This is a genomic window from Pseudomonas serbica (assembly GCF_028823535.1).
In the GTDB taxonomy this organism is placed as follows: domain Bacteria; phylum Pseudomonadota; class Gammaproteobacteria; order Pseudomonadales; family Pseudomonadaceae; genus Aquipseudomonas; species Aquipseudomonas serbica.
The window spans coordinates 252,740-275,106 of record NZ_JAQIYM010000004.1; the positions used below are offsets into that span (position 1 = coordinate 252,740).

17 protein-coding genes and 2 pseudogenes are annotated in these 22,367 nt (G+C 62.0%); 10 read left to right on the forward strand and 9 right to left on the reverse strand.

The window, feature by feature from the left end; all coding sequences use genetic code 11:
- Positions 1–120 precede the first annotated feature (120 nt).
- The 9 genes from NQL71_RS08170 to edd form a co-directional block, all read right to left on the reverse strand.
- On the reverse strand, positions 121–1,281 hold the full coding sequence (locus tag NQL71_RS08170) for an ABC transporter ATP-binding protein (protein ID WP_274642507.1): 1,161 nt from the start codon (positions 1,279–1,281) through the stop codon (positions 121–123).
- Between the two features lie 3 nt (positions 1,282–1,284).
- Positions 1,285–2,130, reverse strand: coding sequence for a carbohydrate ABC transporter permease (locus NQL71_RS08175; protein WP_046816615.1), 846 nt, complete (start codon positions 2,128–2,130; stop codon positions 1,285–1,287).
- Positions 2,123–3,031 carry a carbohydrate ABC transporter permease gene (locus NQL71_RS08180; protein WP_008032969.1) on the reverse strand — a complete coding sequence of 303 codons (909 nt, stop codon included), beginning with the start codon at positions 3,029–3,031 and terminating at the stop codon, positions 2,123–2,125. Before NQL71_RS08180 ends, NQL71_RS08175 begins: the two co-directional genes overlap by 8 nt.
- Positions 3,032–3,187: 156 nt before the next feature.
- Positions 3,188–4,486 (reverse strand): ABC transporter substrate-binding protein, encoded by a 1,299-nt coding sequence (locus tag NQL71_RS08185; protein ID WP_166618477.1) that lies wholly within the window; start codon positions 4,484–4,486, stop codon positions 3,188–3,190.
- 117 nt (positions 4,487–4,603) lie between these two features.
- The gene (locus tag NQL71_RS08190; RefSeq protein WP_046816613.1) at positions 4,604–5,863 is read right to left on the reverse strand and encodes a D-mannose isomerase; all 1,260 of its coding nucleotides are present in this window, start codon (positions 5,861–5,863) and stop codon (positions 4,604–4,606) included.
- A 219-nt stretch (positions 5,864–6,082) separates the two neighbouring features.
- On the reverse strand, positions 6,083–7,552 hold the full coding sequence (locus tag NQL71_RS08195) for an ATP-binding protein (RefSeq protein WP_046816612.1): 1,470 nt from the start codon (positions 7,550–7,552) through the stop codon (positions 6,083–6,085).
- Complete coding sequence (locus NQL71_RS08200) at positions 7,542–8,270, reverse strand: response regulator (RefSeq protein ID WP_046816611.1); 729 nt, start codon at positions 8,268–8,270, stop codon at positions 7,542–7,544. The genes NQL71_RS08195 and NQL71_RS08200 overlap by 11 nt, the downstream gene beginning before the upstream one ends.
- 179 nt (positions 8,271–8,449) lie before the next feature.
- The gene (locus NQL71_RS08205) at positions 8,450–9,409 is read right to left on the reverse strand and encodes a glucokinase (protein WP_046816610.1); all 960 of its coding nucleotides are present in this window, start codon (positions 9,407–9,409) and stop codon (positions 8,450–8,452) included.
- Positions 9,406–11,232 carry a phosphogluconate dehydratase gene (gene edd / locus NQL71_RS08210; RefSeq protein WP_046816609.1) on the reverse strand — a complete coding sequence of 609 codons (1,827 nt, stop codon included), beginning with the start codon at positions 11,230–11,232 and terminating at the stop codon, positions 9,406–9,408. The genes NQL71_RS08205 and edd overlap by 4 nt, the downstream gene beginning before the upstream one ends.
- Before the next feature lie 220 nt (positions 11,233–11,452).
- Here edd and gap point away from each other — a divergent pair, with 220 nt between their 5' ends.
- The 10 genes and pseudogenes from gap (at position 11,453) to NQL71_RS08255 (ending at position 22,366) form a co-directional block, all read left to right on the forward strand.
- On the forward strand, positions 11,453–12,454 hold the full coding sequence (gene gap / locus NQL71_RS08215) for a type I glyceraldehyde-3-phosphate dehydrogenase (protein ID WP_274642508.1): 1,002 nt from the start codon (positions 11,453–11,455) through the stop codon (positions 12,452–12,454).
- A 113-nt stretch (positions 12,455–12,567) separates the two neighbouring features.
- A complete protein-coding gene (locus NQL71_RS08220) occupies positions 12,568–13,032 on the forward strand; it encodes a methylglyoxal synthase (RefSeq protein WP_046816607.1) in 465 nt (154 codons plus the stop codon).
- Positions 13,033–13,109: 77 nt separating this feature from the next.
- Positions 13,110–13,628 (forward strand): RNA polymerase sigma factor, encoded by a 519-nt coding sequence (locus tag NQL71_RS08225; protein WP_046816606.1) that lies wholly within the window; start codon positions 13,110–13,112, stop codon positions 13,626–13,628.
- A 102-nt stretch (positions 13,629–13,730) separates the two neighbouring features.
- A complete protein-coding gene (locus tag NQL71_RS08230) occupies positions 13,731–14,696 on the forward strand; it encodes a FecR family protein (protein ID WP_274642509.1) in 966 nt (321 codons plus the stop codon).
- A 122-nt stretch (positions 14,697–14,818) separates the two neighbouring features.
- Positions 14,819–17,383 (forward strand): TonB-dependent receptor, encoded by a 2,565-nt coding sequence (locus tag NQL71_RS08235; protein ID WP_274642510.1) that lies wholly within the window; start codon positions 14,819–14,821, stop codon positions 17,381–17,383.
- 115 nt (positions 17,384–17,498) lie between these two features.
- Positions 17,499–18,107 (forward strand): biliverdin-producing heme oxygenase, encoded by a 609-nt coding sequence (locus tag NQL71_RS08240; RefSeq protein WP_046816603.1) that lies wholly within the window; start codon positions 17,499–17,501, stop codon positions 18,105–18,107.
- A 145-nt stretch (positions 18,108–18,252) separates the two neighbouring features.
- Complete coding sequence (locus NQL71_RS08245; RefSeq protein ID WP_046816602.1) at positions 18,253–18,642, forward strand: YbaN family protein; 390 nt, start codon at positions 18,253–18,255, stop codon at positions 18,640–18,642.
- Positions 18,643–19,102: 460 nt separating this feature from the next.
- A pseudogene (locus NQL71_RS36740) lies at positions 19,103–20,110 on the forward strand (methyl-accepting chemotaxis protein); the annotation flags it as partial.
- Positions 20,111–20,440: 330 nt separating this feature from the next.
- Positions 20,441–20,968: pseudogene (locus NQL71_RS36745) on the forward strand (methyl-accepting chemotaxis protein); the annotation flags it as partial.
- A gap of 51 nt (positions 20,969–21,019) precedes the next feature.
- A complete protein-coding gene (locus NQL71_RS08255) occupies positions 21,020–22,366 on the forward strand; it encodes a CoA transferase (protein ID WP_046816600.1) in 1,347 nt (448 codons plus the stop codon).
- The last annotated feature ends 1 nt before the right edge of the window (position 22,367 follow it).

A 22,367-nucleotide genomic window follows, 5' to 3' on the forward strand; every position in this document is an offset into this window, starting at 1 on the left:
TTGTTTTTCTAACGCGGTTACGACGGTTACCCCCTGTAGGAGCTGGCTTGCCAGCGAAGCAGGCGACGCGGCGTATCAGGCACACCGCCTTCGCCGGCAAGCCGGCTCCTACAATGATCTTCAGCGGCCTTTGAACTGGGCTACGTTGGCGCTGTGTAATTCGGTTTTCGGCGCGCCAGCCACCCCCAGGCGCTCCCCGGTCTTGGCATCGAACAGCAGCACTTTCGCCGGATCGAATTGCAACGTCAGGGTCTCGCCCACTTGCGGCGCCACGTCCGGCGCCAGGCGGCAGCAGACCTTGGTGTCGTTGAGATTGACGAACACCAGGGTGTCCGGCCCGGTCGGCTCGGTGACCTGCACTTCGGCGCGAATGCTCGGCAGGCCGTTGGGCTCGCCATTGGCCAGCACGATCTGCTCCGGACGCATGCCGAGGATCACTTCGCGGTCTTCAAGGCCTGCGTCCTGCATGCCCAGCGGCAGCTCGCAACGGGCCTGGCCGCTGTCGAGCAGCGCCAGCAGGCGACCGTCCTTGCGCTGCAGGCGCAGGGGGATGAAGTTCATCGGCGGCGAGCCGATGAAGCTCGCCACGAACAGGTTGGCCGGGTTGTTGTAGATGTCCTTCGGCGTGCCGAACTGCTGGATGATCCCGTCCTTCATCACCGCCACCTTGTCCCCCAGGGTCATGGCTTCGATCTGGTCGTGGGTCACGTAGACCGTGGTGGTTTTCAGGCGCTGGTGCATCAGTTTCATTTCGGTGCGCATCTCGACCCGCAGCTTGGCGTCGAGGTTGGACAGCGGTTCGTCGAACAGATAGATCTTCGGCCGCCGCGCCAGCGCACGGCCCATCGCCACGCGCTGTTGCTGGCCACCGGAGAGTTGCCCGGGCTTGCGGCCGAGCAGGTGTTCGATCTGCAGCAACTTGGACACCCGGGCGACTTCTTCGTCGATTTCGGCGGTCGGCATTTTGCGGATCTTCAGGCCGAAGGCGATGTTGTCGCGCACGCTCATGGTCGGGTACAGCGCGTAGGACTGGAACACCATGGCGATGTCGCGATCTTTCGGGCTCATGCCGCTGATGTCGGCGTCGTCCACCAGGATCGCCCCGCCGCTGATGGTTTCCAGGCCGGCGATGCAGTTCATCAGCGTGGATTTACCGCAGCCCGAGGGGCCGACCAGGATCAGGAATTCCCCATCATCGATCTTCAACTCGATGTTTTTCAGGGTGTCCGGCAAACCGGCGCCGTAAGTCTTGTTGACGTTGCGTAATTCGAGAGTTGCCATCTTCTACCCCTTGACCGCGCCGGACGTCAGCCCACGCAGGAAATACTTGCCAGCGAATATGTAGACCAGCAGTGTCGGCAGCCCGGCGATCATCGCGGCGGCCATATCAACGTTGTATTCCTTGGCCCCGGTGCTGGTGTTGACCAGGTTGTTCAGGGCCACGGTAATTGGCTGGGCATCGCCACTGGCGAAGACCACGCCGAACAGGAAGTCATTCCAGATCTGGGTGAACTGCCAGATCAGGCAGACCATCACGATCGGGATCGACATCGGCAGCAGGATCTTCCAGAAGATCGTGAAGAAGCCCGCGCCATCGAGCCGCGCGGCCTTCACCAGCGCATCCGGAATGCTCACGTAGTAGTTGCGGAAGAACAGCGTGGTGAACGCCAGGCCATAGACCACGTGCACCAGCACCAGGCCGGTCGTGGTGTTGGCCAGGCCGAACTTGCCGAGGGTGAACGAGGCCGGTAACAGCACGGTCTGGAACGGCAGGAAGCAACCGAACAGCAGCAGGCCGAAGAACAGTTGCGAGCCGCGGAAGCGCCACATCGACAGCACGTAGCCGTTCATTGCACCGATAAACGTGGAGATCAGAACCGCTGGCACGGTGATCTTCACCGAGTTCCAGAAGTAGCCGCCGACCACGTCCCAGGCCTTGATCCAGCCGATGCCGTCAATCACGGTCGGCCAACTCAGCAGGTTGCCGGTGCGGATGTCTTCCGGAGATTTGAAGCTGGTCAGCAGCATCACGATCAGCGGGATCAGGTACACCGCCGCTGCCAGCAGGAGGGTGGCGTAGATCGCCACGCGGCTGAAGCTCAGGGTTGGTTTGCCGAGTTGATTAGTCATGGCGCTTGCCTCGCAGCTCGGAGTACAGGTACGGCACGAGAATGGTCAGCACGGCGCCGAGCATCAGCATGGCGCTGGCCGAACCGATGCCCATCTGGCCACGGCTGAAGGTGAAGGAGTACATGAACATTGCCGGCAGGTCGGACGAATAACCGGGACCGCCCGCGGTCATCGCCGCCACCAGGTCGAAGCTCTTGATCGCGATGTGCGCGAGGATCATGAAGGCGCTGAAGAACACCGGGCGCAAGCTCGGCAGCACGATCTTGAGGTAGATGGTCGGCAGGCTCGCACCGTCGACTTGCGCGGCACGGATGATCGACTGATCGACACCGCGCAGGCCGGCGAGGAACATCGCCATGACAAACCCCGAGGCTTGCCACACGGCGGCGATCACCAGGCAGTAGACCACGCGATCCTGATCCACCAGCCAGTCCAGACGAAAGCCTTCCCAGCCCCAGTCACGCAGCATCTTGTCCAGGCCCAGGCCGGGGTTGAGCAGCCACTTCCACGCGGTACCGGTGACGATCATCGACAGTGCCATCGGGTACAGGTAGACGGTGCGAATGAAGCCTTCCTTGCGAATGCGCTGGTCCAGCAGCACGGCGAGGAACACACCCAGCACCAGGCTGATGCCGATGAACATGCCACCGAACAGCGCCAGGTTCTTGCTCGCGACCCACCAGCGGTCGTTATCCATCAGGCGCATGTATTGCTGCAGGCCGACCCACTTGTAGCTCGGCATGAAGCTGGAATTGGTGAAGGACAGTATGAATGTCCAGATGATGTAACCGTAGAAGCCAACCAACACGATCAGCATGCTCGGCGCGAGTACCAACTTGGGTAACCAGCGTTGCAGCGCATCGAACGGTGAGGCTTTGCTGAAAACCGCCACAGAGCTCATCGGGATAATCCAGTGAAGAGAATTGAATCGACACGGTGATCCCCTGTGGGAGCGGGCTTGCTCGCGAATGCGGACTGACATTCAACATCAATGTCGATTGATACACCGCTTTCGCCAGCAAGCCCGATCCCACATGGGGTCAGGCTGTGTCAGGAGTTATTGGGCCGCTTTGACCGCCGACGCCAGTTGGGCGCTGGCCTTGGCCGGGTCTGCGTCCTTGTCGTTCATGAAGTTGGTGACCACGTCGAAGATCGCGCCCTGAACGGCCAGGGAGGTGGCCATGTTGTGCGCCATGCTCGGTTGCAGGCCGCCGGTCTTGTCGTCCGCCAGGAAGTCCTTGGCCGCGGTTTGCGCGCAGGAATCGAAGCCGAGCTTGTCCATCTCGTTCAGCATGTCAGTGCGTACCGGGATCGAACCCTTGTTGATGCTGAAGACTTTCTGGAAGTCGGTACCCAAGGCGACCTTGGCCAGGTCTTGCTGGGCAGCGATGTCACCCTTGCGATCGGCTTTCAACTTGAACACCGCCAGGGAGTCGATGTTGTAGGTGAAGGCTTTTTCGGTGCCCGGGAACGCCACGCACTGGTAGTCCTTGCCGGCGACTTTCTTCGCCGCGGTCCACTCGCTTTTCGCCCAGTCGCCCATCATCTGCATGCCGGCCTTGCCGTTGATGACGTCGGCGGCGGCGATGTTCCAGTCACGACCGGCGCGGTTCGGGTCCATGTAGCCGGTGATCTTTTTCAGCTCGGCGAACGACTTGGTCATTTCCGGCCCGGAGAGGGTTTTCTGGTCCAGGTCGACCAGGGCTTTCTTGTAACCGTCAGCGCCCATGACCGACAGCACTACGTCTTCGAACACGGTGCTGTCCTGCCAAGGCTGGCCGCCGTGGGCAAGCGCAATGAAGCCTGCTGCCTTGAGCTTGTCGCCAGCGGCATAGAATTCTTCGAGGGTGGTCGGGGCCTTGTCGATCCCGGCTTTCTTGAACACTTCAGGGTTGATCCACAGCCAGTTGACGCGGTGGATGTTCACCGGCACGGCCACGTAGTCGCCTTCGTACTTCACGGTGTCGGAGACTTTTTTCGACAGCAGGCCATCCCAGTTTTCCGACTTGGCGACATCTGTCAGCGTGTCGGTGGCGAGCAAGCCCGTGCTGCCCCACTCCTGGATGTCCGGTCCTTTGATTTGCGCGACGCCCGGCGGGTTACCCGCCACGGCGCGGCTCTTGAGTACGGTCATGGCCGTGGAACCGCCACCACCGGCGACTGCGCCGTCCTTCCAGGTGAAACCGTCTTTTTCGACTTGAGCCTTGAGCACATCGACCGCTGCTTTCTCACCACCCGAGGTCCACCAGTGAACGACTTCCACGGAACCTTTGGATTCGGCGGCAAGCACACTGAGAGGAAGCGCAGACAGGGAGGCGAGAGAAATGACAGTAGCGAGGCGAGAAATCGCATTCATCGAGAAGTACCTTTCTTGTTGTTATGCATGCAAGTCTGGTGCTTGCGCTGCAGAAGATTTTAAACAGGGGACGGCCCTTCGCAGGTAACGAAGGGACGCGCGAATGTCACCGCATGGTTACATAGAACCGCTCTGGGACGACGCCGCCAGCGCACTGGCCATGCTCGGCGCCAGCGGCAGGCGCGGGATCAGCAGCGCTTGCCAGGCATGATAGAGGTCGGGTTTGCCGGCCCAGATATCGCCGCTCGGGCGGTTCAACGGGTCGAGTTCGTGGTGCCAGCTGCCGTTTTCGCGGTCGATGAAATGACTGTCGCAGAATTCCCAGAACTGTCGGTACCAGTGTTCGTATTGCTCATCGCCCGTGCGCCTGAGCAAGGCACTGGCGGCGGCGCTGGCTTCGCAATGGGTCCAGTGCAGGCGATGACGAACCACTGCCTGGTTATCCCAGTCGAGGGTGTAGACCAGGCCCGGCGCCCCATCGATGTTCCAGCCGTGGCGGCAGTTGTGCTCGAAGAGTTTTTGCGCGTCGGTGGCCAACCAGCCCGGCGTAAGCATGCCGGCGCGCACCCGCGCCGCTTCGAGATGCAACAGCAATCGGGCCCATTCGAAACCGTGGCCCGGCGTGGTGCCGTAGGGACGGAAACCGTCGGCCGGGTTGTCGCGGTTGTACTCGCGCAGCGGTTGCCAGGCGCGGTCGAAATGCTCGACCACCAGGTAGTCATTGGCCGCGGCATGAGCATGAATCACCCGCTCGACGATGCGCTGGGCGCGGCACAACCAGCGATTGTCGTCGGTGACATCGGCCAGGGCGAGGAAGGCTTCGGTGGCGTGCATGTTGCTGTTGGCGCCTCGGTACGCCTCCTCCTCGCTCCAGTCGCGGTTGAAGGATTCGCGCATGGCGCCTTCGTCTTCGCTCCAGAAATAGCTGTCGATGATGTCGATCGCGTTGTCGAGCAAGGCCTGCGCGCCGGGCCGTTGCGCGACCACCGCGGAACTCGCGGCCAGGGCCACGAAGGCATGCAGGTAAGCGTTCTTGCCGGTGTTGCCGTCGCGGTGCTCGGCCATCGCGAACCAGCCACCGTGCACGGCATCGCGCAACGGCCCGCGCAGGGCCTGGATGCCGTGATCCACCAGCTCGGCAAAACCCGGCAGGCCCTGGATGTGGGCCATGGCGAAGCTGTGGGTCATGCGCGCGGTGTTCATGGTTTGTGCTTGCGCATCGGCCGGCAGGTGACCGCGCTCGTCGAGATTGCCGAAGCCTTCAGGGAGCTTCGAGGCCTTGGCAAACGCCAGCAGGCGCAAGCCTTCGGCGGCGAGCCATTGCTGATGGGCGGGGGCGTTCAGCCAGCTGCTGAAGGCGGGTTGAAAGGAGTCCATGGGGTGCCTTTTTTGTTGTTATGACTGTGGGGCAGTCTAAACAACGGGCGGAGGCGAGCTTGTAACGAAGGGGGCGAGTTATGTCACCGAGTTGTGACATTTATCGTTTGGAATTGTGTTGAATGATCTCACGACTTCGCGAGCAAGCCCGCTCCCACATGGGAATGCATTCCAACTGTGGGAGCGGGCTTGCTCGCGAAGAACGATAACGCGGTATCGCTAATCAATGCTGCGGGGCAACTGCAGGGTCACCCGCAACCCGCCCTCACGCAAATTCTGCAAACTCACCTCACCGCCATGACTATGGGCAATATTGCGCGCAATCCCCAACCCCAACCCATACCCCTGCTGCTGCCCGGCCAGGCGGAAGTGCGGTTCGAACACCTGCTCCAGCCGTTGCTCGGGAACCCCAGGTCCTTCATCGTCGACATGCAGGACAAACGCGCTGTCGTCGTCATCGATGTGCAGGTGGGCGTTCTGGCCGTATTTCAGGGCGTTGTCGATCAGGTTGCCGATGCACCGCTTGAGCGCCAGCGGCTTGCCCGGATAAGCCGCCAGCGCGCGTCCGTGCTGGGTTACGCGGCCGTTGCCGGTGGGTGACAGGTACGGCTCGACCAGGCACTCCAGCACATGATTGAGATCCACTTGCTCGATGTTTTCATGGATGTCGGTGTCTTTCACACATTGCAGCGCGCCCTTGACCAGCAACTCCAGCTCATCCAGATCGCGACTGAACTTGGCTTGTATCTTTTCGTCTTCGAGCAGTTCGACACGCAGCCGCAGCCGGGTGATCGGCGTGCGCAAATCGTGGGAAATCGCGCTGAACAACTGGCTGCGCTCGGTCAGGTAACGACTGATGCGCTCGCGCATGGTGTTGAAGGCGCGGCCGACTTCGACCACTTCACTGCCGCCGCCTTCGGCCACCGGCTCGACGTCGGCGCCCAGCGACAGGTCCCGCGCCGCCCGCGCCAGGCGCTTGAGCGGCCGGCTTTGCCAGTGCACCAGCAGACCGATGAACAACAGCAAAAAGCCGCTGGTGAGGACGATGAACCACACTTGCTGGGCCGGCAGGCCTTGTTCTTCAAGGCTGGTGTAAGGCTCAGGCAATAGCGAGGCGATGTACAGCCATTCACCTGGCGCCATCTGGATCTGCGTGACCAGCACCGGCGGGTTCACCGGCTCCAGGGTCAGGGCGTAGTGCGCCCAGGAACGCGGCAATTCGTCGAGCTTGAGACCGCCGTTGAAGATGCGCAGGTCTTCGGGACTGACAAAGGTCACCGAGATGTCGGTGTCCTGGCCCAGGGACTGGCGCAGCACCTGATCCACGGCCTTGATCACCGCCTCCTTGCGTGGCGTGATCGGCAACACTTCCATACCCAGGGGTTTGTCATTGAGCGTCACCACGAACCGTGTGCCGCCCATGCTGCGCAACTGGTCGAGCACCAACGGGCGATACGCCACCGGCAACGAGCGCAGGTAACTGACGCTGGCGTTCATCGAGTGAGCGAGGCTGCGCGCACTGGTGACCAGGCCTTCCAGTTGGGTCGCACGCAATTGAGAGACCCAGATCACGCTCGACAAGGTCTGGGCGAACAACACCGCGAGCAAGGTCAGCAGCAACATGCGCCCGAGCAACGAGCGCGGCACCGGCACGCGGCCGGCCAGTTTGCGCAGGAAATCAGTGACCATTGGCGGCAACCACACTGGCTGCCAGCTGATAGCCGCTGCCCCGTACGGTGCGAATCAGTCGCGGTGGTTTTTCCGTATCGCGCAGACGCTGGCGCAGACGACTGACCGCCATGTCGACGATGCGGTCGAGGGGCATCAGATCCCGGCCGCGGGTGGCGTTGCCGATCGTGTCGCGGTCAAGGATTTCCTGGGGGTGGTCGAGGAACAGCTTCAACAGGGCGAAATCGGCACCGGACAGAATCACCTCTTCACCGTCAATGTGAAACAGGCGATGACTGACCATATCCAGACGCCAGTCATCGAAGGCCAGCACTTCGCCGCCGGAGCCCTGGCCGAACTGGGCCCGGCGCAGCAAGGCCTTGATGCGCGCCTGCAATTCCCGTGGGCTGAAGGGCTTGCCCAGGTAGTCGTCGGCCCCCAGTTCCAGGCCGATGACCCGATCGGCCTCGTCGGAGCTGGCGGTGAGCATGATGATCGGCACCTGTGACTGACGCGGGTGCTGGCGAATCCAGCGGCACAGGCTGAAACCGTCTTCGTCCGGCAGCATCACGTCAAGGATCACCAGGTCGCTGGGCGCATCGTTGAGGGCCTGGCGAAAGCCTGCACCATCGGGCGTGGTCCGTACCTGGAAACCGGCGCGGGTCAGGTAGGTGTCCAGCAACTCGCGTATCTCTTGATCGTCATCGACCAACAAAATCGACTTGTTGACTGAGCTCACAGGAAGGCGTCCTTGTTATTTGAATTGGGCGGATTATGCCTTAAGCACTGAAACTGCAAACACCACAGAAATAACTGTGGGAGCGAGCCTGCTCGCGAAAGCGGTTTTACATTCAACACATTCGTTGACTGACACACTGCATTCGCGAGCAGGCTCGCTCCCACATTTTGATCGCATTTTCAAACCGGAATGGATTGCTCCAGCGCCACACCCGCGCCAACAAGCCCGGAATACGGCGCCGTCACCAGCCACACCGGGATACCCTTGAAGTAATCGCTCATGCAGCCCTTGTCGGCAAAGCACCGGGCGAAGCCGCTTTCGAGGAAGAAATCGGCGAAGCGCGGGATCACCCCGCCAACGATGTACACGCCACCGCGCGCACCGGTGGTCAGCACATTGTTGCCGGCCACGCGGCCGAGCCAGCAGCAGAATTGCTCGAGCACTTCCAGGGCAATCGGGTCGCCCGCCAACCCGGCAGCCGTAATCGCCTCCGGGGTGTCGAGCACCGGCCTGTGGCCGTCCACCGCACAGATCGCCCGATAGACCCGGGGCAAGCCGCTGCCACTCAACGCCGTTTCAGCGCTCACGTGCCCGATCTCGTTGAAGATGTGCTGCCACAATTGAGTCTCGCGCGGGCTGCTCAGCGGCAGGTCGACGTGACCGCCCTCCCCCGGCAACGCGGCAAAACGGCCTTCACCGAGATCAAGCAAGGTGCCGACACCCAGCCCCGTCCCCGGGCCAATCACCACCGCCGGGCGCAACGGCTCCGGCGTGCCTTCGCACACCACGCGAAACTCGCCGGGTTGCAGGCGGGTCATGCCCAGGGCCATGGCCGAAAAATCGTTGACCAGCAGCAACCGGTCCACCTGCAAGGTCTGGCAGAACCCCCGGCGACTCAGGCGCCAGTGGTTGTTGGTGAACTTGAATTCGTCGCCGCTCACCGGGCCTGCCACCGACAGGCACACCGAGCCGATCGAACCCGGCGCCAGGCCCAGCCCGCTCAGATAGAGGGCAATCGCCTCTTCCGGGCTGGCGTGGTCGGCCGTCGCCAGCACCTGGACCGATTCCAGTTGCTGGTTCTTCCACAACGCGAAACGTGCGTTGGTGCCTCCGATGTCACCGACCAAAGCCAGTTTCAATTAAGCGTCTCCAGGGCAGAAGTGAAGGCGCTGGCCCCCTGCTCTGCCGAGCTGAAGGCCATGCGCATGAAACCAAACAGTTCGCGACCGGTGCCGATGTTGTTGCCCAACAGGCCCTTGGCCGGCGTGCGCGCTGCAAATTCTTCGGCGTCCACCTTAAGCTCCAGGGTGCCTTTGACGCCATCGACGCGGATGATATCGCCCTCTTGCACCCGCGCCAAAGCGCCGCCCACATAAGCTTCAGGGCTGACGTGAATGGCCGCGGGGATTTTCCCCGACGCACCGGACATGCGCCCGTCGGTGACCAGGGCCACCTTGAAGCCGCGATCCTGCAGCACGCCAAGGAACGGCGTCATCTTGTGCAGTTCCGGCATGCCGTTGGAGCGCGGGCCCTGGAAGCGCATCACCGCGACAAAATCCTTCTCCAGCAAACCAGCCTTGAACGCATCGGCCAGGTCCTGCTGATCCTGGAATACCATGGCGGGCGCTTCGACGATCTGGTTTTCCAGGGCCACCGCAGAAACCTTCATCACCCCGCGACCAAGATTGCCTTCCATCACCCGCAAGCCGCCCTCTGGCGAGAATGCGCGGGCGACCGGACGCAGGATGCTTTCATCAAGGCTTTCGGTGATGCCTTCGCGCCAGACCAGCTCGCCATTGTCGAGAAACGGTTCCTGGGTGTAGCGGCTCAGGCCATGGCCCAGCACGGTGTTGACGTTTTCGTGGAGCAGCCCGGCTTCCAGCAGTTCGCGGATCAGGAACGACATGCCGCCCGCGGCCTGGAAGTGGTTGATGTCGGCCTTGCCGTTCGGGTAGACGTGGCTCAGGGTCGGCACTACCTCGGAGAGGTCGGCCATGTCCTGCCAGGTCAGCTGGATACCTGCGGCCATGGCAATGGCCGGCATGTGCAAGGTGTGGTTGGTCGAGCCGCCGGTGGCATGCAGGGCGACGATGGAGTTGACCAGCGAACGCTCGTCGACGATTTCGCCGATCGGCAGGTAATCGCCATTCTGCTTGGTAATGCGCGTCACCTGGTGCGCCGCTTCGCGAGTGAGCGCGTCGCGCAACGGTGTGTTCGGGTTGACAAAGGAGGCGCCCGGCAAGTGCAGGCCCATGACTTCCATCAGCAGCTGGTTGGTGTTGGCGGTGCCGTAGAAGGTGCAGGTACCGGGGCTGTGGTAGGAGTTCATTTCCGACTCCAGCAGCTCTTCGCGGCTGGCCTTGCCTTCGGCGTAGCGCTGACGCACGTCGGCTTTCTGCTTGTTGGAAATGCCCGACACCATCGGCCCGCCCGGGACGAAGATCATCGGCAAATGGCCGAACCGCAGCGCGCCCATCATCAGGCCCGGGACGATCTTGTCGCAGATGCCGAGCATCAGCGCGCCATCGAACATGTTGTGGGACAGCGCCACGGCGGTGGACAGCGCGATCACTTCACGGCTCGGCAGGCTCAGCTCCATGCCGGGCTCGCCCTGGGTCACGCCATCGCACATGGCCGGGGTGCCGCCGGCGAACTGGCCGACGGAGCCGATTTCGCGCAAGGCTTTTTTGATCAGCTCGGGGAAGACTTCGTACGGCTGGTGCGCCGAGAGCATGTCGTTATATGACGAAACAATTGCGATGTTGGCGGAGTTCATCATCCGCAGGCTGTTCTTGTCGTCGCTGCCACAACCGGCCACGCCGTGGGCAAAGTTGGCGCATTGCAGCTTGCCGCGCATCGGACCGTCGCTGGCGGCATCGCGAATCAGTGCAAGGTAAGCCTGACGCGTGGCGCGGCTGCGGGCGATAAGCCGTTCGGTGACCTCAAGGACGCGGGGATGCATGTGTAGAACTCCAGGCTAACGGATGTGGCGACCTGATTGTCTATGCTGATCAAAGGCCGGTGTCGATGGGATGACAGACGGTTTTCTTGATCGGTTGGACCAGTTGATTCAGGTCACTCGTTGTAGATTGAATAAAATATTGCCATTAAAAAGGCTTGTTTTCTATTTTTTTGCGAATAATCTTGTAATTCCAACAACAAAACGACGGCGGCGCTGACAAATGACTCTACGAATCGCAATCAATGGTTTTGGCCGAATTGGTCGTAACGTCCTTCGAGCACTCTATACCCAAGGCTATCGCCAGGATTTGCAGATCGTCGCCATCAACGACTTGGGAGACAGCGCTATCAATGCGCATTTGCTCAAGTACGACACGGTTCACGGCACGTTTGAAGCCGATGTCCAGCATGATCAGGAAAGTCTCACCGTCAACGGCGATCGAATTTCGGTGAGCGCCATTCGCAATCCGGCCGAACTGCCCTGGGCTGCGGAAAAGATCGATGTGGTGTTCGAGTGCACCGGTCTGTTCACCGACCGCACCAAAGCCGCCGCGCATATTACGGCCGGCGCACGCAAAGTGATTATCTCCGCGCCAGCATCAGGTGCCGACGCCACCGTGGTGTACGGGGTCAACCACGACATTCTGCGCCAGTCGCACCAGATCATTTCCAACGCCTCGTGCACCACCAACTGCCTGGCCCCGGTGGCCCAGGTGCTGCACCGCGAACTGGGCATCGAAAGCGGCCTGATGACCACCATCCATGCCTACACCAACGATCAGAACCTGACCGACGTCTACCACAGCGACCCGTACCGCGCCCGTTCGGCCACCCAGAACATGATCCCGAGCAAGACCGGGGCAGCCGAAGCGGTCGGCCTGGTGCTGCCGGAACTGGCGGGCAAACTGACCGGCATGGCGGTGCGCGTGCCGGTGATCAACGTCTCGCTGGTGGACCTGACCGTGCAGCTGAAAAAAGAAGCCACGGCTGAAGAGGTCAACGCGCTGCTCAAGCAGGCCAGCCAGCATTCGAAGATCCTCGGCTACAACACCTTGCCGCTGGTTTCCAGCGACTTCAACCACAACCCGCTGTCGTCGATCTTCGACGCCAACCACACCAAATCCAGCGGCAAGCTGCTCAAGGTGCTGGCCTGGTACGACAACGAATGGGGCTTCTCCAACCGCATGCTCGATAACTGCCTGGCGCTGTGCCACGCAGAGTAAGCGAAGCTTACTTGTAGGCGCTGCGATGCGGCGATCCGACTTGCCAGCGAAGGCATCCTCGAGATCGCCATCGCCAGCATGCCAGACGCCCCCCGTTGTTTATGGAACAACCCATGATCGGTATCAGCTTCACCCAAAAGACCATGACAGCGCGCAAGCGCATCGCCCTGGTCGCTCACGACCACTGCAAAGTGTTTTTGCTGGACTGGGCAGAACGCCAGAAAGACCGCCTGGCCCGGCATGAACTGGTCGCCACCGGCACCACGGGGTTGTTGTTGCAACAACGCCTGGACCTGCCGGTGGAAAGCATGATCAGTGGCCCGCTCGGCGGAGACCAACAGCTCGGCGCGCGCATCGCCGAGCAACGGGTCGACATGCTGGTATTTTTCTGGGACCCGTTCGAACCACAACCCCACGATCCCGACATCAAGGCATTGCTGCGGGTTGCTGCGGTGTGGAACATCCCGGTGGCATGCAACGAATGCAGCGCCGACTACCTGCTCAGTAGCCCGCTGATGGATCAGGCGCATCCACATCGGATTCCGGATTACGCGACGTACCTGCAAGGCCGCGCGTAAACCTTCACAATTCAATACTTGACCATTCGAGTAGATGATAAGCATTATCATCTACTCGAAATGGATCAGGTCCTCCCGTGAGTCAATCGCGCTTCAACGACGTCTTCATCACCCAGCGAGTGTCCCTGCTGCGCACGCTGGAGCGGATGGTCAATAACCACAGCACCGCCGAAGACCTCTTGCAGGAAACCTACCTGCGCGTGACCCGAGCGCTCAGCGAGCGGGCCATCGATCACCTGGAGCCCTTTGTTTTCCAGACGGCCCGCAACCTGGCACTGGACCATTTGCGTGCCCGACGCATCCACTCGCGGACCATGGTCGATGACGTACCACTGGACGTGGTGGAAAGCGTCGCCGCCCCCGCCAGCAGTGCCGAGGACGCCGCCCATGCCGAACAATTGCTCGAGCGTCTGAACGTGCGCCTCAGTCAACTCAGTGCCCGCCAGCAGCAGATTTTCATCCTCAGCCGCCTGCACGGCCACAGCTACCTGGAGATTGCCGAGAAACTCGACGTCTCGCTCAGTACCGTGCAGAAGGAGCTGAAACTGATCATGACGATCTGTATCGGCCTCGCCGACCGGTTGAACGACCACTGAATCGCCGCTGGCTCGACGCACCTGGTCATCAGGGCTACCCTTGGCCCTCTTTTGCGCTTCACTAAAAAAACAGCCGTGCACAGACACTGCCGAGGAAACACCGTGACGGACACCCACCGCGCCCCTTCGCCTGCCCAGGCGCCGGCCACAGCCGAGGCGATGGACCAGGCCCTGGACTGGCTGATCGTGCTGGACAGCCCGAGCGAAGAACAGACTCGCCAGTTCCACCAATGGCTCGCGGCCGACCCGGCGCACGCCGAAGCGTTCGCCAGGGCCCAGGCGATCTGGAACGGTGCACCCGTCACCCAATGCGCGCAGAGCCTGGCGACGCAGCCCGCGAAAGTCAGCGTTCTGTCGCGCCTGCGTCCGCACTGCAAACCCCTGGCCACTGCCGCCGTGCTGATCCTCGGTTTGTTCAGTTTCAGTAATCTGCCCCTGCGCCTGCAGGCCGATCACCTGACCGTGGTTGGCGAGCGCCAGCGCCTGCAACTGGAGGATGGCTCGCAAGTGCTGCTCAACACCAACTCGGCCTTCTCCAGCACCATCAACGAGCACAAGCGCATGGCCCGCCTGTATCAGGGCGAGGCGTTTTTCGACGTGCAGCCCCATCGCGGCCTGCCGCTGGAAATCGACGCAGGGCGGGTCACGGCGAGTGTCCGCGATACCGCGTTTGCCGTGCGTTATCTCGATGGCGTGACTCAGGTTCGGGTGCAGCGCGGGGATGTCGACTTGCGCGCCACCGGCGGCGACGCCCGGGTACGCCTGACAGCCGGGGAAAGCATCCGTATCGGCCCCAACGGTTTCGACCGCCCGGCCAAACTGGATGCGGCCACCGACCTGGCCTGGGTCCAGGGTCGCCTGGTGTTTGAAAACTGCCCGCTGAGCCAGGTGCTGGCGGAGCTGCGCCGCTATTATCCGGGCTGGATCATCAACAACAACGAGCGATTGGCCGATGTTGCCGTGACCGGGAATTATCGTCTCGACCAGCCGCTGGACGTGATCCGTTCGCTGGCACACATCACCTCGGCACAGCTCAAGGAATACCCGGCGCTGGTGATCTTGAACTAAATGAGAATTATTTTTACTCGATAGCCAAAGCTCGTACGTCTCGTTATAGCCAATGCAATTGATTCGCATCTCTATATGCCAATCAGCACCTATAAAGATTCGTGCGACACGGAGCGCTATCGATGTCCTCTCGCCTTACCCGCCCAGCCTCTTCACCCTCCCGCGTTCTGTCGCTGCTGACCGCCGCCATTTTGATGGCCGGTACTGCACCGGTCATGGCCGCCACTGCCGCCGAGCAGCCGGCGCGCAAAATGGGCGATTACGCATTCACCATTGCGCCGCAGTCGCTGGTGTCGGCGCTCAATGCCTTTACCGCTGTGACCGGCTGGCAGGTCGGCTTTTCCGCCGAACTGGCTCAAGGCATGGAGTCGCCGGGCGTGCGCGGATCGTTGACACCGGAAAAAGCCCTCGAGCGCCTGTTGGTGGGGACCCACCTGAACTATCGCAAACTGAGCAGCAACAACATCATCCTCGAGCCTCGCATTAACTCCGGCACGCTCAACCTGCAACAGGTCACCATCAGCGCCACGCGTCAGGAGCAGGACGTGAGCAGCGTGCCCAGCACTGTCACCGTCCACACCCGCGAAGAGCTCGACCGCAACAACGTCAACAGCATCAAGGATCTGGTGCGTTACGAGCCAGGCGTTTCGGTGGGCGGTGCCGGTACACGCGCGGGGCTTTCCGGCTACAACATCCGCGGCATCGACGGCGACCGTGTGTTGACCCAGGTCGACGGCGTGCAAGTGCCCGACGGCTTTTTCAATGGCCCGTACGCCCAGACCAACCGCAATTACGTCGACCCGGAAATCGTCAAACGCGTGGAAATCCTCCGTGGCCCGGCGTCGGTGCTGTACGGCAGCAACGCCATTGGCGGCGCCGTCAGCTACTACACCCTGGACCCGGACGACATCATCAAACCAGGCCAGGACGTCGGTGCCCGCCTGAAGACCGGCTACAGTTCGGCCGATGATAGCTGGCTCACCTCAGGCACCGTGGCCGGGCGCACCGGCGACTTCGACGGTTTGTTGCACCTCAGCCAGCGCAATGGTCATGAAACCGAGTCCTACGGCGAGACCGGTGGAACCGGCCTGAACCGCACTGAAGCCAACCCCGAGGACGTGCGCACCACCAACGTGCTGGCCAAGTTGGGCTGGAACTACGCTGACGATGCGCGCTTCGGCTTGACTTACGAGCACTACAAGGACGATCGCGATACCAATCAACTGAGCGCCGTGGGTGGACCCTTCAACGCGGGACGCGGCTTCGGTTTCTACCAATCGCGCACCGGCAACGACACCATTACCCGCGAGCGCTTTGGCCTGGAACACCGCTTCGCCCTGGACAGCCTGCTGGCCGACAACATCAAGTGGACACTGAATTACCAGATCGCCAAGACCGACCAGAGCACGGAAGAAATCTATGCGCCGTCGCGCACGGTGCTGCGTAACCGCGATACCACCTACAAGGACCGCCAATGGGTATTCGATGCCCAGGCTGACAAGGCGTTTGCCATTGCCGACACCGACCATGTCGTCACTTACGGCACCACCATCAAGCAGGACAAAGTCACCGGCCTACGCACCGGTAGCGGTACCTGCCTGACCGTGGCCGGTACGTGCCGTGTCGTCGGCGCCGCCAGCCCTGCCGACACCTTGACCCCGGCCAGCGACTTCCCGGACCCGACCATCAACACCTACAGCCTGTTCGCCCAGGACCAGATCGCCTGGAACGACTGGACCTTCGTGCCCGGCCTGCGCTACGACTACACCCAGCTCAAGCCGCACCTGACCGATGAGTTCCTGGTGACGGCCGACCAGAGTGGTAACGGCGAGGTCAACGAGGACACCAAGACCTGGCATCGCCTGTCGCCGAAGTTCGGCACCACTTACCGCTTCGACGACAACTACACCTGGTATGGCCAGTACGCCGAGGGCTTCCGCACACCGTCCGCCAAGGCCCTGTATGGCCGCTTCGAAAACCTGGCGGGTGGCTATCAGGTCGCGCCCAACCCCGATCTCGAACCGGAAAAGAGCAAAAGCTATGAAACCGGCCTGCGTGGGCAGTTCGAGGCCGGCACCTTCGATGTCGCTGTTTTCTACAACAAATACCGCGACTTCATCGACGAGAACGCCATTACCCCCGGCTACACCGAGACGACCTTCCAGAGTAACAACATCAAGCACGCCACCATCAAGGGCCTGGAACTCAAGGGCCGCTTGAACCTGGATAGCTTCGGTGCGCCAAACGGACTGTACACCCAGGGTTCCGTGGCCTACCTGTATGGTCGCAACGATGACAGCGGTGAGCCGCTCAATAGCGTCAATCCGCTGACCGGCGTGTTCGGCCTCGGTTATGACCAGGACCAATACGGCGCGTTGCTGAACTGGACCCTGGTCAAGCGCAAGACCCGCGTCGACAGCACCAGCTTCAACACGCCGGACGGCACCAGCACCCAATTCAAGACACCGGGTTACGGTGTGCTTGATCTGGCCGGTTTCTACAAGGTAAGCGACGACCTGACCGTCAACGCCGGCCTGTACAACCTGACCGACAAGAAATACTGGCAGTGGGATGACGTACGCGGCTATGACAGCGTCGGCGAAGCCTCGGTAACGCAGCCAGCCAACCTCGATCGCCTGACTCAGCCTGGACGCAACTTCGCGATCAACCTGGTCTGGGACATCTGAACCTGAGCACCTCGCCGCGCGTTGCTGTAACAGCCGCCCGGTGAGGTTTTTTTACTGTCATGCGCCTGCTCATTCGTCTCGTTACCAAGCGCCTCTTCTTTTCCAAGGATTTGCCATGACCACCCAGGACACCGCCCAACGCCCCACCCTGCGTTCACAACGCTTGAACCAGGTCACCAACGAGCCGCACAGCAAGCTCGATGCACTGGTCAAGGCCCATGCCCCCTTTGAAACCCAGGCCAGCTTTGCCCGGTTCGTGGTGGCGCAATACCTGTTCCAGTCGGAACTGGTGGCGCTGTACAACGATGCCGAACTGACGGCCATCGTCCCGGACCTGCCGGCGCGCTGCCGTGCCGATGCGGCCAAGGCAGACCTCGCGGACCTCGACAGCGAAGTGCCGGCGCCGGTTGCCGGTGCGCTGCAGAACCCAGGCAAAGCCCGGGCCCTGGGCTGGATCTTCGTCTCCGAAGGCTCGAAGCTGGGTGCGGCGTTCCTGATCAAGCGTGCCGTGGGCCTGGGCCTGAGCGAAACCTTCGGCGCCCGCCATCTTGGCGAACCTGAAGGTGGCCGCGCGCAAGGCTGGAAAAATTTCGTCAAGACCCTCGATGAACTGGAACTCAGCGCCGAGGAAGAAGCCGAGCTGGATAAAGGCGCCATCGACGCCTTCAACCGCTTCACGGTGTTGCTGGAACAGGCTTACGCCAGCACCCCGGAAACCGCCTGACACCCCACCGCCCTTTGTAGGAGCGAGCTTGCTCGCGAAGGTGTGTCAGGCACATTGTTTTTGAATGTGCCGCCGTCTTCGCGAGCAAGCTCGCTCCTACAAGGGGCCGATTGTGCCCGCAAGATCGCCAGTTTACTTTGAGCCCATGCCCACCTCCTCCAAACTCGCCCGCCTCCTCTTCGGCCTGCTGGCCTACGTCAGCCTCGGCATCGGCCTGGTCGCCATCGTCATACCCGGCCTGCCGACCACCGAATTCATCCTCCTGGCCGCGTGGGCTGCCACGAGAAGTTCGCCGCGCCTGAGCGCCTGGCTGGAAAACCATCGGCTGTTCGGCCCCATTCTCAGTAACTGGCGCAACGGCAAGATCATCGCGCGCCGGGCAAAAATCAGCGCCACTGTCAGCATGCTGTCATGCGCCGGACTCATGTTGGTGATGCTTGATCACGGCTGGCCGATCTACCTGGCGATTGCTGGCATGGGCCTGGGCAACTTGTGGATCTGGTCGCGACCGGAATCCCTGGCGCAACGCCGATAAACTTCCCCGTTTTTCATCCGCTTTCCGGCACTTTTTCCCGCGCAAACGTTTAAACATGACCGTTCGTCGGCAGCCCCCTCATGCATTCTGTGCCCCGCGCCGATGAGCTGGAATGGCGCTAAATGGATTTGGCGTGTCGAGCCGCAATGGCTCACAGCCACCCCTCATCCATTCGCGAGCTCGCCCCATGTTCGACTCACTGTCCATCCGCCTGAAAATCGTCCTGTTGTCCGGCCTTTGCCTGCTTGGCGTGGTCGCATCGATCGTAGGCATGAACCTCTACCAGACCAATCAGAACGATGAACTGGTCAGCGCCTCCAGCAGCAGAATGCTTACCGACAGTGTGCAGGACCTGCTCCAGGCCAAGGCGGCCGAGCAAGCGGTGCGGGTGCAGAAGACGTTCGGTGAAACCCTGACGGTGGTGACCGCCCTGGCGGACCAGATCAAGGACATGCGCACCATGGCCGCCAAGCGTTCGCTGGAGGCCGGCACCCTGCGCGAGGAGCTCAACCAGAGCCTGAAAACCGCCTTCGAGCGCAACAGCAAGGTGCTGGGGATCTGGCTGGCGTTCGAACCCGACGGCCTGGATGGCAAGGACAGCGAATTCGTCGGTGACGCCGCGCGCCAGTCCAACGAAGCCGGTCGTTTCGCCACCTACTGGAGCCGTGCCGCAGGGACCGCGCTGAACACGATCATGGTCGAAGAAGACATGACCAAGACTACCCTGAACCTCAGCGGCACGCCTTACAACGTGTGGTACACCTGCCCCCGGGACAGCAAGCGGACCTGCCTGCTGGACCCGTACGCCGACACCGTCGCGGACAAGGAAGTGTTGATGACCACCATTTCCATACCGCTGCTGGTGGACGGCAAGGCCATCGGCGTCGTCGGTATCGATATCGCCCTCGACACCTTGCAGGCCGCCGCCGTCGACTCCCAGCGCGAGCTGTTCAACAACGCCGGGCACATGCTGATCGTCTCCGGCAGCGGCGTGCTCGCCGCCTACAGTGTCGACGCCGGCAAGGTTGGCAAGAGCATCGGCGACACCCTGGGCGCCGAAGGTAAAGACATCCAGCAATCGCTGGGTAGCGGTGCGCCGAAAATTCTCCAACAGGGCGACCTGATCCGCGCCGTGTACCCGGTCAGCCCGATTGCCGACGCCAAGCCCTGGGGCGTGGTGATCGACTTGCCCAAACAAGTGCTGCTGGCCGATTCGGTGAAGCTGCAAGCAGTGCTCGACGATGCCCAGCAAAGCGGCACGCTCAAGGCGATACTGGTCGCCGTCGTTGCCGGCCTGCTCGGCCTGTTGCTGATGTGGCTGACTGCTTCCGGCGTGACCCGGCCGATCAACAGCGTGGCCGTGATGCTCAAGGCGATTGCCAGCGGCGACGGCGACCTGACCCAGCGCCTGCACTACAGCAAGAAGGATGAACTGGGCGAACTGGTCAGCTGGTTCAACCGCTTCCTCGACAAGCTGCAGCCGACCATCGCACAGATCAAGCAGAGCATTACCGATGCCCGCGGCACCGCTGACCAGTCCTCGGAAATCGCCCGCCAGACCAGCGAAGGCATGCAGGTGCAATTTCGTGAAATCGACCAGGTCGCCACCGCGTCCAATGAAATGAGCGCCACCGCCCACGACGTCGCCAACAGCGCGTCGAACGCCGCCAGTGCGGCCAAGGGTGCCGATCAGTCGGCCCGCGACGGCATGCAGATCATCGAGCGCAGCACTCGTGACATCAATCAGCTGGCCGACGAAGTCAGCAAGGCCGTGACGGAAGTCGAGGCACTGGCGGTCAACAGCGAGCAGATCGGTTCGGTACTGGAGGTGATCCGCAGCATCGCCGAACAGACCAACCTGTTGGCCCTCAACGCGGCGATTGAAGCCGCCCGTGCCGGCGAGAGCGGTCGCGGCTTTGCGGTGGTCGCCGACGAAGTGCGCAACCTGGCCAAACGCACCCAGGATTCGGTGGAAGAAATTCGCCTGGTGATCGAGCGCATCCAGACCGGAACCCGCGGTGTGGTCGCCACCATGCACTCGAGCCAGACCCAGGCCCACAGCAACGCCGGACAAATCCAGCAAGCGGTCCAGGCCTTGGGCAAAATCAGCGACGCGGTCACGGTGATCAGCGACATGAACCTGCAGATCGCCAGCGCCGCCGAACAGCAAAGCGCCGTGGCCGAAGAGGTCAACCGCAACGTATCGGCGATCCGCACCGTCACCGAAACCCTGACCGGGCAAGCCACCGAATCGGCGCAGATCAGCAGCCAGCTCAATGCCCTGACCACCCAGCAGATGAAACTGATGGATCAGTTCCGGGTGTAATTCATCCCGTCTCGCTCCTACAATCGGGCTCTCGTTCCGGAGGGCCCTTCGATGACTGATTTACTCACGTCCATTCAAGCCGAACTCGGCATGCCGCACACGCCCATTGCGTTCACCTCCAGCGGCGCCCTGCCCTCGGCGTTTGCCGTCACCGACCTGGCGTGCGCCAGCATCGCCGCCGCCGGCCAGGCTGTCAGCGAATTGCTGCACCAGCAAACCGGACGCTTGCCCGGCCTTGAAGTCGACCGACGCCTGGCCTCCTTCTGGTTCTCCGGTTCTATTCGCCCGGTTGGCTGGAAGGTTCCGCCGCTGTGGGACCCGATCGCAGGTGACTACGCCACAAAGGATGGCTGGATCCGCCTGCACACCAATGCGCCCCATCACCGCGCCGCCGCTGAATCGGTGCTGGGCGCCTGCGCCGACCGCAAGGCAATGGCCAGTAAAGTGGTGCGATGGGCCAAGAGCGACCTGGAGCAGGCCGTGGTCGATGCCGGGGGCTGTGCCGCCCAAATGCGCAGTTGGGAACAGTGGCAGGCCCATCCGCAAGGGCTTGCGGTCAATGCCGAACCGCTGGTTCAGTTCACCACCGGCAACCACCGGCACAGCACCGCCTGGCAGGGATCGGTGGCGCAGCCCCTGGCCGGCATCAAGGTGCTGGACCTGACCCGCGTGCTGGCAGGCCCTGTCGCCAGCCGCTTTCTCGCTGGCCTTGGCGCCAACGTACTGCGCATTGACCCACCCACCTGGAACGAGCCCGGCGTGGTGCCGGAGATGACGCTGGGCAAGCGTTGCGCACGCCTGGACCTGCACGACAAAACCGATCGCGAGGTATTCGAAAGCCTGCTCAAGGACGCCGACATCGTCCTGCACGGTTATCGCGCCGATGCCCTGGAACGCCTGGGATATGGTGCCGCAGAACGGCACCGACGGATCCCAGGCCTGATCGACGTTTGCCTCAACGCCTACGGCTGGAGCGGCCCGTGGCAGAACCGTCGCGGCTTCGACAGCCTGGTGCAGATGAGCAGCGGCATCGCACATGCCGGCATGATCAGCCAGCAGGCGGATAAACCGGCACCTTTGCCCCTGCAGGCGCTCGATCACGCCACCGGGTATCTGATGGCGGCCAGTGCGATCAAGTTGTTAGCTGGACGCTTGAACAACGGCCAGGGTGGTTCGGCGCGGCTGTCGCTGGCGCGCACGGCGAAACTGTTGATCGACCAGGGTCGCGGGAGCGACGAACCGTTGCGGGCCGAAGATGAACAGGACCAGGGGATGCTCGTCGAGCAAACGCCATGGGGCCCGGCACATCGCCTGCACGTCCCGCTGAAGATCACCGGGACACCCGTGCAGTGGACGCTTGCGGCGTCTGAACTGGGTTCACATCGTGCGCAGTGGTAGC

Bases quoted from the DNA above. Each gene is read 5' to 3' on its own strand.
- NQL71_RS08195 (WP_046816612.1), bottom strand. From the start codon at position 7,552: ATGGTCACTGATTTCCTGCGCAAACTGGCCGGCCGCGTGCCGGTGCCG.
- NQL71_RS08255 (WP_046816600.1), top strand. From the start codon at position 21,020: ATGACTGATTTACTCACGTCCATTCAAGCCGAACTCGGCATGCCGCAC.
- NQL71_RS08240 (WP_046816603.1), top strand. From the start codon at position 17,499: ATGACCACCCAGGACACCGCCCAACGCCCCACCCTGCGTTCACAACGC.
- gap (WP_274642508.1), top strand. From the start codon at position 11,453: ATGACTCTACGAATCGCAATCAATGGTTTTGGCCGAATTGGTCGTAAC.
- NQL71_RS08220 (WP_046816607.1), top strand. From the start codon at position 12,568: ATGATCGGTATCAGCTTCACCCAAAAGACCATGACAGCGCGCAAGCGC.
- NQL71_RS08170 (WP_274642507.1), bottom strand. From the start codon at position 1,281: ATGGCAACTCTCGAATTACGCAACGTCAACAAGACTTACGGCGCCGGT.
- NQL71_RS08235 (WP_274642510.1), top strand. From the start codon at position 14,819: ATGTCCTCTCGCCTTACCCGCCCAGCCTCTTCACCCTCCCGCGTTCTG.
- NQL71_RS08185 (WP_166618477.1), bottom strand. From the start codon at position 4,486: ATGAATGCGATTTCTCGCCTCGCTACTGTCATTTCTCTCGCCTCCCTG.
- NQL71_RS08180 (WP_008032969.1), bottom strand. From the start codon at position 3,031: ATGAGCTCTGTGGCGGTTTTCAGCAAAGCCTCACCGTTCGATGCGCTG.
- NQL71_RS08175 (WP_046816615.1), bottom strand. From the start codon at position 2,130: ATGACTAATCAACTCGGCAAACCAACCCTGAGCTTCAGCCGCGTGGCG.
- NQL71_RS08245 (WP_046816602.1), top strand. From the start codon at position 18,253: ATGCCCACCTCCTCCAAACTCGCCCGCCTCCTCTTCGGCCTGCTGGCC.
- edd (WP_046816609.1), bottom strand. From the start codon at position 11,232: ATGCATCCCCGCGTCCTTGAGGTCACCGAACGGCTTATCGCCCGCAGC.
- NQL71_RS08190 (WP_046816613.1), bottom strand. From the start codon at position 5,863: ATGGACTCCTTTCAACCCGCCTTCAGCAGCTGGCTGAACGCCCCCGCC.